The sequence below is a fragment of the Proteus vulgaris genome (genome assembly GCF_011045815.1).
Classification (GTDB): domain Bacteria; phylum Pseudomonadota; class Gammaproteobacteria; order Enterobacterales; family Enterobacteriaceae; genus Proteus; species Proteus vulgaris_B.
Genome location: NZ_CP047344.1, coordinates 2,984,659 through 2,997,482 on the forward strand (window position 1 = coordinate 2,984,659; position 12,824 = coordinate 2,997,482).

Here is a 12,824-nt window from a genome sequence, read left to right on the forward strand (position 1 = left end):
TCTAAGTTAATGGTTACAGGTTACGTTTATTTTTTTGCCACTTCGATTATCACATTTGCTACACGCTCTGTGGCATCCGTAATCGCAACACTTTTTGCTTTTTCTGCCATCGCTAACAATGTTTCTCTATCCCACTGCTTCAGGTTTTGTGCAATGACTTCTGGAGTTAAATCATTTTGCTCGATAATCCGCGCAGCTCCTGCTTTTTCTAATGGCAGGGCATTCCAATATTGCTGCCTATCTTTGTGCTGGAAGGGAACAAAAATAGCGGGTAATCCCGCAGCGGCAATTTCACTGACTGTTAATGCACCTGAACGGCATACAACAACATCAGCCCATTGGTAAGCTTGCGCTATATCATCAATAAATTCAGTAACTTTATATTCAGATTTAACTGAATTTTTTGCTAATTCATTCTGATAGCGTGTTTTTGTATCACTTTCGCCACCTTTTCCAGCTTGATGCCAGATTGTAACATGTTCACCAAGCAAACCAGCGACCACCGGCAAGGTATGATTTAAAATTCGAGCGCCTTGGCTACCACCAATAATCAACACACGAATGGGACCGGCTCTTTCTTTTAATCGTACCGATGGCGCTTCAAGCGCTAACACATCTTCACGTACAGGATTCCCAACAATAGGCGCTTTAGGAAATGCGCCAGGAAAAGCCTGTAATACACGTTTAGCAATCTTGGATAGCCAACGATTGGTTAATCCAGCAATCCCATTTTGTTCATGTAAAATAACAGGAATGCCACACATCCAAGCTGCTACACCACCTGGGCCAGAAACATAACCGCCCATACCAAGTACAGCATCAGGTTGATAACGTTTCATAATGGTACGCGCCTGAAAAATAGCTTTAATAATACGAATTGGCGCTGCTATTAATGCTTTAATACCTTTACCACGTAAGCCAGAAATGCGAATAAATTCAATATCAATACCGTGTTTAGGTACTAAATCAGCTTCCATTCTATCCGCCGTTCCTAACCATCGGATTTCCCAACCTTGGGATTGTAGATAATGAGCAACAGCTAGCCCGGGGAATACGTGTCCACCCGTGCCACCAGCCATTACCATTAAACGGCGTCTACGCTCGCTCATTTTGGGCTCCTTACAAACGCCTGAGCTTGTGCTAGACGTGTTTCATAATCTATTCGTAACAACATCACGATGGCTGTTGACATAATAATCAAACTTGAACCACCGTAACTAATAAGAGGAAGAGTTAATCCCTTCGTTGGTAACATGCCTGCTGCCGCACCTACATTGACCAATGATTGGAATGTAAACCAGATCCCGATTGAACATGCTAAAAAGCCTGAAAAGCGCTGATCGAGCATCAATGCACGTCGCCCAATTTGCATCGCGCGAAAAGCGATGAAGAATACCATTAAAAGCACTAAAACCACACCGATATAACCAAGTTCTTCTGCCAAAATGGAGAAAATAAAGTCGGTATGTGCTTCTGGTAAATATTCCAGTTTTTGTACTGAGTTTCCTAAACCTTGCCCAAGCAAATCGCCTCGGCCAAATGCCATCAAAGATTGCGTTAATTGATAACCACTACCAAATGGATCTTCCCAAGGCTCTAAGAAAGAAGTGATCCGGCGAACACGATAAGGTTCAACAATGATAAGCATAACCACAGCGGCAATACCTGAGCCGATAATCGCTAAGAATTGCCAAATTTTAGCACCCGCCAAAAATAAAAGTGCCAATGTGGTAACAAACAACACGACCACGGTACCTAAGTCTGGCTGCAATAACAGTAAAACAGCCAGCACTAACATAACACCCATCGGTTTACAGAAACCCCAAAAGTTGTTTCTGACCTCTTCAACTTTTCGAACTAAGTAGCTAGATAAGTAACAAAATAAAGCCAGTTTTGATAATTCAGCAGGTTGAAAGTTTAATGGCCCCACAGCAATCCAACGTGAAGCACCATTAACCGAACTTCCGACGCCCAATACCACTAATAAAAGTAGTATTGAACCAAACAGCATTAAACTGCTATAACGTTGCCAAATTGCCATAGGAATACGCATAGTGACTAACGCAATACAAAACGCCACAATAAGGTAAATCCCATCACGCTTTGCAAATAAGAAAGGATCTTCTGCAAGTCGTTGACCAACTGGCATTGAAGCTGATGTCACCATGACAAAACCGATAACCGCTAATCCGAAAGTAAACCAGAGCAAAGTGCGATCATACGGTACAAACGCCGTATTCTCAGTTTGATAACTGCCCACTAACCACTGTTTTAGTCTTCGCATTGCGAATATGCTCATCAGCCAAGCTCCCTTGCCAAGCGTGCAAATTCATCACCACGTTGCTCAAAACATTTAAATTGATCTAAACTTGCGCAAGCAGGTGAAAGCAACACCATATCCCCTGGTTTAACAGTAGGGGCTAATGCACGCATTGCCTCTTCCATTGTCACAGTTAATAAAGAGACATCTGGCCGTAAACTTGCTAGGGCTTGCCCGTCTTGTCCAAAGCAATAGAGACGAATATTGCCGCCACTGATATAAGGCAATAAAGCAGTGAAATCGGCTGATTTTCCATCGCCTCCTAATAAAAGATGCAATGTACCTTCGACGTCTAAGCCACGAAGGGCTGCTTCTGTGCTACCGACATTAGTTGCTTTAGAATCATTTATCCAACGTACATTTTGATGTGAATAAACTAATTGAAAACGGTGAGCCAAGCCGTGATAGTTTTTCAGTACTTCCAATCCCGCTTTACGTGTGATCCCTACCGCATCAGCAAGTGCCAATGCTGCAAGTCCATTGGTATAATTATGCTGTCCTGAAAGATACATTTCGGACGTTGAAAGAACTTTTTCACCTTTTACTTTTAAGACGCGGTTCGTGTTATCAAGCTGATAATCGCCTTGTCTTACACCAAAGCTGACACAACGGCCATCTTTACCCGCTAAAGGTAATGTGAGTGTGTCATCTTGGTTATAAACGCAGGTATTGGCATTATCATAGATACGTAATTTCGCTTCACGGTATTGTTCCAATCCTAATGGATAGCGATTCATATGATCTTCGCTAATATTTAAGACTGTTGCCGCTGCCGCTTTTAAACTATACGTGGTTTCTAGTTGAAAACTTGATAGTTCTAATACATAAAGATCATGAGGCTCAGTTAGTAAAGTCAGTGCAGGAACACCAATATTTCCCCCAACACCAACACGAATGCCATCCGCTTTTGCCATTTCACCCACAAGCATTGTGACTGTGCTTTTACCGTTAGAGCCTGTGATAGCCACAATAGGTGCTTTTGCTTCGCGGCAAAATAGTTCAATATCCCCCACAATTTCGACACCACAACTTGCAGCTTCAACAAGCTCAGGTGTTGAAAGGGCAATACCAGGACTTGAGATAATTAAATCCGCATCGTTAAGCCATGCTTGGTGAAAACTGCCTGTATGATATTCAACGTCAATAGGAAGCTTATCTAAGCCTCCTGGTTTTTGGCGCGTATCAATCACTTTAGGTGTAACACCTTGACGGATAAAAAAGTCAACGCAGGAAAGGCCTGTTATTCCAAGCCCAACAACAACGACTTTTTTTCCCTGATAATTTGCCATCTTAACGTACCTTTAACGTCGCCAGACCAATAAGTACTAACATCAGCGATATAATCCAGAAGCGGACAATAACACGAGGTTCAGGCCAGCCTTTTAATTCATAATGGTGATGAATTGGGGCCATGCGGAAAATACGTTGACCACGTAATTTAAATGAACCGACTTGCAAAATAACGGAGAGTGTTTCAACAACAAACACACCGCCCATAATCACTAATAAGAATTCTTGACGTAATAACACAGCAATCGTACCTAGCGCGCCACCCAATGCGAGAGAACCAACATCTCCCATAAAGACTTGCGCTGGGTAAGTATTAAACCAAAGGAAACCTAAACCCGCACCGACGATGGCGGTACAGACAATCACTAATTCGCCAGCATGCATTAAATAAGGAATTTTCAAGTAGCTTGCAAAATTAACGTTACCAGTCGCCCATGCAACCAAAGCAAATCCGGCTGCCACAAAAACGGTTGGCATTATAGCTAAGCCGTCTAAACCATCCGTTAAGTTAACGGCGTTACTGGTTCCTACAATGACAAAATACGCCAATAAAATATAAAGCATGCCTAATTGAGGCATAACATCTTTAAAGAATGGAACGACTAGCTGTGTTGCAGGTGTATCTTTACCAATAGCATACATACTAAATGCAACGACTAACGCCAACACGGATTGCCAGAAATATTTCCAACGTGCGATCAAGCCTTTGGTATCTTTACGAACGACTTTGCGATAATCATCAACAAAGCCGATGACGCCATAACCAATTAAAACCAGCAGCACACACCAAACATAGGGGTTGTCTAATCTTGCCCATAGTAGTGTGGAAATGGAGATAGAGAACAGGATCATAATCCCGCCCATTGTTGGTGTACCACGTTTGCTAAAGTGAGACTCTGGCCCTTCACTACGAACCACTTGCCCAATTTGCATTTTTTGTAACCAAGCGATGAGGTGAGGCCCCATCCACAAAGCAATAATTAATGCCGTCAATAAACCAACAATCGCCCTGAATGTCAGATAAGAAAACACATTAAAAAATGTATGGTATTTAACCAAATATTCGGCTAGCCAAACTAACATTCAAAGCACTCCTTTAATGCGTTCACGATATCTTCCATCGCGGAGCTTCGTGAACCTTTTACTAAAACTGAAACAACATCATGCTGCTGTAATAATGGAATTAATTGAGCAAGTAAGTCGGCTTTAAATGTAAAATGCTGACCACCTTGGTTTTCATCACTAATAAAGTGACTGTGATCCCCTACAGTAAATACACTATCAATCCCTGCATTGTGTGCAAAACGCCCCACATCGCGGTGACATTTCTCTGAGTCTTTACCTAACTCAGCCATATCTCCTGCAACAAAAATCTTATATCCCGGTAATTGTGATAAAACTTGTAAGCCCGCGATCATCGAACCATCGTTCGCATTATAAGTATCATCTAGCACCATTTTTCCTGTGGTTAACTCCACAGGGTACAATCTTCCTGGTACCGCTTTTAATGTCGATAATCCAAGACGAACCGCATCAAGCGTTGCACCTGCTGAAAGTGCCAGTGCACTGGCAGCTAAAGCATTGGCAATATTATGACGCCCTGGCAATGGAAGAGTGACTTCAACACAACCTTCTGGTGTATGTAAGGTGAAGTTAGTGGTGAATTGCTTAACAGCGATATCCGTCGGATAAAAATCCGCATTGCTTTGAGCTGATAAAGAGAAAGACCATTGCGTTTGACGTGCATTAAAATGGCGTTTCCATAGAGGTAAGCCATTACTATCAAGATTAATAATGGCTGTACCTTGCTCTTTTAGATGAGTAAAGATTTCGCCTTTTGCTTGGGCAATGCCTTCAAGTGAGCCAAAACCTTCAATATGAGCAGAAAAGAGATTATTTACCAAGGCGCTATCTGGTTTAACCATATCCACGGTATAGGCAATTTCACCAATATGGTTTGCACCTAGCTCAATAACAGCAAAACGATGCTCTGGTGTTAAACGAAACAGTGTTAGTGGCACACCAATATCGTTATTTAAATTACCGTGGGTATATAAAGTTTCACCACAATGACGCAAAATTGAAGCCGTCATTTCTTTGACGGATGTTTTTCCTGAAGAGCCTGTTAATGCCACAATTTTAGCAGTGCTCAGTGAACGGATATGAGTAGCAACCGCCCCCATTGCCAAACGGGTGTCTTTCACAATGATTTGCGGACAATCAATATCAATTTCACGATTGACCAATACAGCAACAGCGCCCTTTTCTTTAACATCAGCGATAAAGTTATGCGCATCAAAACGCTCACCCGCTAATGCAATAAAGAGGCAATATTCATCGATATTGCGACTATCTGTAGAAATTGACTTAATCGTTAGCTGATTAGCTTGGCTTTGAGCAATATGACTCAACTTACCATCAGTGACTTGTGCAATGATTTCGAGTGATAAAGGGATCATGCTATCACCCCCAATAACCGTGCAACGGTTAATCTATCCGAATAATCAAGGCGACGTGAACCGACTAACTGGTAATCTTCATGCCCTTTACCCGCAACTAAAATCATATCATTAGCGTCGGCTTGCATAATCACGTTAGTCACTGCTTCTGCTCGACCTTCAATAGCAATTGCACGACCAGGATCCATTAAACCAGAAAGAATATCTTGAATAATGGCTTGTGGCTCTTCACTACGTGGATTGTCATCAGTGATAACAACTTTATCTGCTAATTCTTCTGCGACTGCACCCATTAGTGGGCGCTTACCTTTATCTCTATCACCACCACAACCAAACACACACCACAATTTACTAGAGCAGTGTAAACGAGCGGCTTGGAGTGCTTTTTCTAGCGCATCAGGAGTATGAGCATAATCGACAATAACAGTAGGACGATTATCAGCACTAAACACTTCCATTCGACCACAAACAGGAGTGAGTGCAGATGATGCCTTAATCACAGCATCTAATGGATATTCCAGCGCTAACAATGTCGCTAAAGCACATAATAGATTACTGACATTAAATGCCCCCATTAATGGACTTTCAATTTCTCCTTCACCCCAGCTTGAGATAAAGCGAATAGTCGCGCCTTCATCGTGGTAATTAATGTCTGTTGTTTTAACAAAGCGGCCTTGCCAATTTACTGGCAATTTATTATCCATTGTCACTGCAACAGCGTCTGGCAAACGTGATAGCCATTTTTGACCAACAGTATCATCAGCATTAATGATTTTTTCACCACTATGATGTGTGGAGAACAGTAACCATTTTGCCTCTTCGTAATTTGCCATATCACCATGGTAATCAAGATGATCACGACTTAAATTGGTAAACACACTCGCCACAAAAGGTAAAGCGCTAACGCGACCTTGCACTAAGCCATGAGAAGAGACTTCCATCGCTGTAAATGTCGCGCCTTTATTTAATAGTTGTTGTAACTCTAATTGAATATCAACCGCAGAGCCTGTGGTGTTCATGGCTGGAACAACGTGACCTAATAGTCCGTTACCTACCGTTCCCATCACAGCACTGGTTTCGCCTAAACCTTGTGCCCACTGCGCTAACAATTGTGTTGTTGTTGTTTTTCCGTTAGTCCCAGTAACACCAATTAATTTCAGTTTTTCAGCAGGCTTATGATAAAAATATCCTGCTAATTTTGATAACTCAGCATTGAGATTATCAATATAAATAACAGGTATGCCGTGGCTTTCACGAATTTCACCATGCGTTGCGACATCTTGTGCTTCCGCTAATACCGCTGAAACACCTTGAGCAATTGCTTGAGGAATATAGCGTCTACCATCAGTTTCATGACCCTTAATGGCGATAAAAAGATCACCGCTTGCCGCTTTTCGGCTGTCGAGTGTCATGTCTTTGAGCATCAATGACGGTGCTTGTATCCCGAGTGCCCCTAATAGGTCACTTAAGTTAGGATCGGCCACTTGTATCCTCTTCTTTTTTAATTACAAATTCATTTTTATCGTCTGGCATCAATGCATCTGGTTCTACGTTCATTGTTCGTAAAACCGCGCCCATGATTGTGCCAAACACCGGTGCAGATACTGCGCCCCCGTAATATTTACCCGCTTTAGGTTCGTTGATTATCACAACCAACGCAAAACGTGGACGACTCGCAGGCGCAACACCCGCCGCATAAGAGATATATTGATTGATATACTTTCCGTCTGGCCCTACTTTTTTCGCCGTACCTGTTTTAATCGCAATGCGATACCCTTTAATAGCCGCACTTACACCACCGCCACCAGGCAATGCAACACTTTCCATCATATGCACAACGGTTTTCATTACTGGCTCAGGGAAGACTCGCGTTCCTGGTACAGGAGGATCAACTTTTGTAATTGAGAGAGGACGGTAAATACCAAAACTACCAATCGTTGCATAGACACGCGCTAGTTGTAACGGCGTTACCATTAGCCCATACCCGAATGAGAAGGTGGCCCTTTCAAGATCGGACCACCGTTGTTTTTTTATTGGAAATATGCCACTACTTTCACCAACTAGCCCCAAGTTAGTTGGCTTCCCGAATCCAAAACGTGAATAAACATCCACAAGTTCAGATGCAGGCATCGCTAACGCTAGTCTTGAAACACCAACGTTACTCGATTTCTGTAATATTCCTGTTATCGTTAGCTCATGATATAGCGCTACATCTTTTATTTGATGTCCGTTAAGGCGATAAGGAATTGTATTAATAACACTATTTTCTTTAATGATATGATTGTTCAGTGCACTCATCACAACCATTGGTTTTACTGTAGAGCCAGGTTCAAAAATATCGGTGATAGCACGATTACGCATCGCATCTTTAGGCGTTCCCGCTAAATTATTCGGGTTATAAGATGGGCTATTCGCCATTGCTAATACTTCGCCTGTATTGACGTCGACTAAAACAGCGGTTCCAGATTCTGCTTTATTCTTGATAACGGCATTGGTTAATTCTCGATAAACCACGGATTGTAGGCGTTCATCAATACTTAACATCAAGTTATGAGCAGCTTGACTATCTGTTTGAGCAATATTTTCAATGACACGGTTGAAGCCATCCTTACGAACGACACGTTCGCCAGGAGCACCGGTTAGCCATTGGTTAAAACTTTTTTCGACACCTTCAATGCCATCACCATCAATATTCGTTACACCAATAATGTGAGCAGTTACTTCACCCGATGGATAATAACGTTTTGATTCTTGGCGCATGTTAATCCCAGTAATTTTCAATTTACTAATATAATCACTAATTTCAGGATTAACTTGGCGAGCGAGATAGATAAAACGAGCAGAAGGTGCGGTAGCAATTTTCTGTTCGATTTGACTGACGGAGATTTTTAGTGCGTCAGCAAGCGCTAACCAACGAGAGTCAGTCATATCTGGATTGGCATCTAATACAACTTTAGGATCTGCCCAAATAGCATACACAGGCACACTGACCGCAAGAGGTCTTCCCATTCTATCGCTGATCATTCCTCTTGCAGTTGGGACTTTTTGTACACGTAAAGAACGCATATCCCCTTCACGAATAAGGGGATCTGGATTAATAATTTGTAAATAGGCAACACGGATTAATAGCGCGGCTAAAGCGATACCAATACCTGTGCAAAGCAACGCAAAACGCCAACTCACAAATCCTGTTTTTTCTTCAGGCTTGCGCAGTTTGGCATTTGACTTTGTCTTTGCTTTCGCTTTTGCCGAACGTGAAAATTTCATACGTGCCTTAATTATTTAGTAACCACAATGTTCTCTTTTGTTGGATCAACATGAACCATCCCCAAACTATCACTTGAAAAACGCTCTACTCGGCTATGATCGGCCAGTGCATTTTCTTCAAGAATGAGGTTGCGCCATTCGATATCCAATACATTTTTTTCCAGCACTAAACGCTCTTTTTCTGCTGTCAATAAACGTGTTTTGTGTGCTGTCGTCACGACATACACCGCAGAAATAATCACGGCTATCAGTAAACATACAGGTAACTTGCCATGACGCAGTAAATCCTGCCCTATAACTCCAGGTAGTGTGTGTCGTTCTGTAGACATTTATTCCTCAATACGTTGTGCTACACGTAATACAGAGCTTCGTGCCCGTGGGTTCTCTTCCACCTCTATACCTGTCGGTTTCATCTTGTGAATACTTGATAAGCGAGCACTTCCTAACTCTTTTATCTGAGCTTCTGTGAGTGGAATACCCGCAGGGACAACTGGCCCTTTGCTCTCATCACGAATAAACCGTTTTACTAATCGGTCTTCTAATGAATGGAAGCTAATCACAGATAAACGCCCTTCTGGCGCTAAAACTGAGACTGCACCTTTTAATGCTTTTTCAATTTCATCTAATTCGCTGTTGATATAGATTCGAATTGCTTGAAAGCTTCGTGTTGCTGGATGCTTATGACGTTCTTTTACTGGGCTTGCTTCACTAATTAAATCAGCTAACTGCTTAGTTCGAGTCAACGGCTCTTCTGTTTTATTACGAGCAACAATGGCACGCGCAATACGTTTAGCGAAACGTTCTTCACCAAATGTTTTCAGTACCCAAGTAATGTCATCTTCTGCAGCTGTCATTAGCCATTGCGCAGCAGATTGCCCTGAAGTGGGATCCATACGCATATCAAGTGGTCCGTCTCGCATAAAAGAAAAACCACGTTCAGGATCATCAAGCTGAGGAGAAGAAACGCCCAAATCCAGCAAAACACCATCAATCTTCCCTGCTAAACCTAACTCATTGACATACTGTTCAATATTTGAAAAAGGCCCATGAACAATAGAAAATCGTGCATCATCTATTTCATTGGCAACTGCAATAGCTTGTGGATCTCTGTCTATCGCTATCAAGCGACCTTGTTCACCTAATTGCGATAAAATTAAACGGGAGTGGCCTCCACGACCAAATGTTCCGTCGATATAGATACCTGAAGACTTAATGTTCAGGCCATTCACTGCTTCATCCAGTAGTACACTGGTATGGCTAAAATTATTTGTTGTCATTATTTAAAGTGATAAATCCAATAGTCGTGTCGATAACGGTTCCTGTGAGGTTTGCTCGGCAACAATGTCTTTTTCAATCTGGCTATACCAGACCTGTTCATCCCACAATTCAAATTTATTGAATTGACCGACTAACATGACCTCTTTGGTTAGCCCCGCATGCTGTCTTAGCGTGCTAGCTAGCAAAAGACGTCCTGCACTATCCATTTGGCATTCGCTGGCATGTCCTAATAACAGACGTTGTACTCGACGTTCGGCCGGGTTCATGGAAGACAAAGCCGCTAATTTTAACTCAATCTTTTCCCATTCAGGAAGTGTATAAAGCAATAAACACGGCTGATTGAGATCAATGGTACAAACCATTTGACCTTCAGAAATCTCACTCAGCGTTGTTCGATAACGGGAAGGAACTGTTATTCGCCCTTTGCTGTCAAGATTAACGAGTGTTGCTCCACGAAACATCCTCATTACCCTCAGCTTTGTAATTTACACCACATTATCCCACAAATCCCCACAAATAGAGTTTACGGATGGTATGAAAACGTTGTCAAGCCAGATGTAGGAAGCTTTATTTATATTTACAGTAATTTGATGAGCACACCGAAATGTTTAAATTATCAACAAAAAAGAAATAAGGATTATTAACACTATGATTAATAGCGGTTATTTTTCATTTTATATTTTTAATCACGAAAAGTAATTATTTATAACGATTACAAGGAAGAAAACCAGATAAAGAAATCATAATGAGTAAATAATAATTTTAATGATAAAAAACTAATTTATTGCAGTTCATTTACCTTTAGCCAACATAATCATTTGAGGGTGCTTTTATATAAATAAAAATAGAAAGGCTTAAAAAAATAATTCAATATCATGCAGATAGTTATTTATTTTCTTCTCACTTTCTCCAAAGTAAAATCTGTTATTTATTAAAATTAAGCAATATCACTTATATACATGTCAAAATTTAATCTAAAAACTTATGAAAATGAGGGAAATAGTAAAAAAAAGCTTAAGATTAATCTCAAATTTAATATTCTCTAAGCTATTCGACATTCTTTAATCAAATAAAGCATCCCCGTTTTAATTTAATAAAACAGGGATGAGTATAAATGCAGATAATTATGACAAAGCAATATCAAATTAACGTGCGCGTCCTAAACTGCCTCGGCGACATAAATCACGACGAATACGTGTAATTCCCGCTTGCGGTTTTTGTTCTTCTTCAAGACTGGCAAGAACAAGTTCTAATACACGTTCTGCAATATCACGATGTCGTTGAGCGACAGATAAAACAGGACATTCAAGGAAATCCAATAACTCATGATCACCGAAAGTCGCAATAACCAACTGTGTTGGTAAACGGCCACTTCGTTGTAATGTCACATCCATAACCCCTTGCAATAAAGCAAACGAAGTTGTGAATAATGCATCTGGCATTGGATTATTGTTTAGCCATTCTGAGAAAGCAGCGGCTGCGGCTTCTCGTTCATAGCTATTAGCGTAAAGGTAGGTTACTTCACGAGGATCATCTTTCCAAACACTACGGAAACCTTGTTCACGTAAAAAACTCACAGAGAGTTCAGGAAGGGCTCCTAAGTAGAGTACCGATTGCGAAGGAAAAGCTTTCAGTTCAGTTGCCAACATTTTGGCATCTTCTAAGTCGTCACCAACAACGCTGATAAAGTGCTCACTTTCTAATGCCCTATCCAGCGCGATAATCGGTAATGAGCGATTAGCCCAACGCTGATAAAAAGGGTGTTCTGGTGGCAATGCCGTTGAAACAATAATGGCATCAACTTGACGTTGCAATAAATGCTCAACACAACGAATTTCGTTGTCAGGTTGGTCTTCTGAACATGCAATTAGCAACTGATAACCACGTTGGCGTGCTTGTCGTTCAAGGTAATTTGCGATCCTGGTATAACTGGTGTTTTCCAAATCAGGAATAACCAAACCAATAGAACGCGTACGACCAGCACGTAATCCCGCGGCAACAGCGTTCGGGTGGTAATTATGCTCTCTGACCACCGCCATCACTTTTTCAACAGTCTTGTCACTTACACGGTACTGTTTCGCCTTACCATTAATGACATAACTTGCTGTTGTTCGTGAAACACCAGCCAAGCGGGCGATTTCATCCAGTTTCACATTAGCCTCTTTTAATTATTAAATGTGTTATTTATTACATATTGCTATGAACTTCAG

Annotated in this window: 11 protein-coding genes; all 11 read right to left on the minus strand. The window is 41.4% G+C overall.

Annotated features, from left to right (window positions below; translation table 11 throughout):
- Positions 1-26: 26 nt before the first annotated feature.
- A complete protein-coding gene (gene murG / locus GTH24_RS14120) occupies positions 27-1,109 on the minus strand; it encodes an undecaprenyldiphospho-muramoylpentapeptide beta-N-acetylglucosaminyltransferase (protein WP_164526543.1) in 1,083 nt (360 codons plus the stop codon).
- On the minus strand, positions 1,106-2,299 hold the full coding sequence (gene ftsW / locus GTH24_RS14125; RefSeq protein WP_072069269.1) for a cell division protein FtsW: 1,194 nt from the start codon (positions 2,297-2,299) through the stop codon (positions 1,106-1,108). The genes murG and ftsW overlap by 4 nt, the downstream gene beginning before the upstream one ends.
- Positions 2,299-3,609 carry a UDP-N-acetylmuramoyl-L-alanine--D-glutamate ligase gene (gene murD, locus GTH24_RS14130; protein WP_164526544.1) on the minus strand — a complete coding sequence of 437 codons (1,311 nt, stop codon included), beginning with the start codon at positions 3,607-3,609 and terminating at the stop codon, positions 2,299-2,301. The genes ftsW and murD overlap by 1 nt, the downstream gene beginning before the upstream one ends.
- 1 nt (position 3,610) lies before the next feature.
- Positions 3,611-4,693, minus strand: a complete 1,083-nt coding sequence (gene mraY, locus GTH24_RS14135; RefSeq protein WP_023581493.1) for a phospho-N-acetylmuramoyl-pentapeptide-transferase — start codon at positions 4,691-4,693, stop codon at positions 3,611-3,613.
- The gene (gene murF / locus GTH24_RS14140) at positions 4,687-6,069 is read right to left on the minus strand and encodes a UDP-N-acetylmuramoyl-tripeptide--D-alanyl-D-alanine ligase (RefSeq protein ID WP_164526545.1); all 1,383 of its coding nucleotides are present in this window, start codon (positions 6,067-6,069) and stop codon (positions 4,687-4,689) included. Before murF ends, mraY begins: the two co-directional genes overlap by 7 nt.
- Positions 6,066-7,553 carry a UDP-N-acetylmuramoyl-L-alanyl-D-glutamate--2,6-diaminopimelate ligase gene (gene murE, locus GTH24_RS14145; RefSeq protein WP_164526546.1) on the minus strand — a complete coding sequence of 496 codons (1,488 nt, stop codon included), beginning with the start codon at positions 7,551-7,553 and terminating at the stop codon, positions 6,066-6,068. Before murE ends, murF begins: the two co-directional genes overlap by 4 nt.
- Positions 7,540-9,336 (minus strand): peptidoglycan glycosyltransferase FtsI, encoded by a 1,797-nt coding sequence (gene ftsI, locus GTH24_RS14150; RefSeq protein WP_072069273.1) that lies wholly within the window; start codon positions 9,334-9,336, stop codon positions 7,540-7,542. Before ftsI ends, murE begins: the two co-directional genes overlap by 14 nt.
- Before the next feature lie 11 nt (positions 9,337-9,347).
- Positions 9,348-9,665 carry a cell division protein FtsL gene (gene ftsL, locus GTH24_RS14155; RefSeq protein ID WP_082151795.1) on the minus strand — a complete coding sequence of 106 codons (318 nt, stop codon included), beginning with the start codon at positions 9,663-9,665 and terminating at the stop codon, positions 9,348-9,350.
- Positions 9,666-10,613, minus strand: coding sequence for a 16S rRNA (cytosine(1402)-N(4))-methyltransferase RsmH (rsmH, locus tag GTH24_RS14160; RefSeq protein ID WP_082151796.1), 948 nt, complete (start codon positions 10,611-10,613; stop codon positions 9,666-9,668).
- Between the two features lie 3 nt (positions 10,614-10,616).
- Positions 10,617-11,075, minus strand: coding sequence for a division/cell wall cluster transcriptional repressor MraZ (gene mraZ, locus GTH24_RS14165; protein WP_072069274.1), 459 nt, complete (start codon positions 11,073-11,075; stop codon positions 10,617-10,619).
- Positions 11,076-11,759: 684 nt separating this feature from the next.
- A complete protein-coding gene (gene cra / locus GTH24_RS14170) occupies positions 11,760-12,767 on the minus strand; it encodes a catabolite repressor/activator (RefSeq protein WP_072069275.1) in 1,008 nt (335 codons plus the stop codon).
- Positions 12,768-12,824 lie beyond the last annotated feature (57 nt).

Excerpts from the sequence above, each read along its gene's own strand:
- mraZ (WP_072069274.1), bottom strand. The coding sequence starts at position 11,075 with ATGTTTCGTGGAGCAACACTCGTTAATCTTGACAGCAAAGGGCGAATA.
- murD (WP_164526544.1), bottom strand. The coding sequence starts at position 3,609 with ATGGCAAATTATCAGGGAAAAAAAGTCGTTGTTGTTGGGCTTGGAATA.
- ftsL (WP_082151795.1), bottom strand. The coding sequence starts at position 9,665 with ATGTCTACAGAACGACACACACTACCTGGAGTTATAGGGCAGGATTTA.
- rsmH (WP_082151796.1), bottom strand. The coding sequence starts at position 10,613 with ATGACAACAAATAATTTTAGCCATACCAGTGTACTACTGGATGAAGCA.
- murF (WP_164526545.1), bottom strand. The coding sequence starts at position 6,069 with ATGATCCCTTTATCACTCGAAATCATTGCACAAGTCACTGATGGTAAG.
- mraY (WP_023581493.1), bottom strand. The coding sequence starts at position 4,693 with ATGTTAGTTTGGCTAGCCGAATATTTGGTTAAATACCATACATTTTTT.
- ftsW (WP_072069269.1), bottom strand. The coding sequence starts at position 2,299 with ATGAGCATATTCGCAATGCGAAGACTAAAACAGTGGTTAGTGGGCAGT.
- ftsI (WP_072069273.1), bottom strand. The coding sequence starts at position 9,336 with ATGAAATTTTCACGTTCGGCAAAAGCGAAAGCAAAGACAAAGTCAAAT.
- murG (WP_164526543.1), bottom strand. The coding sequence starts at position 1,109 with ATGAGCGAGCGTAGACGCCGTTTAATGGTAATGGCTGGTGGCACGGGT.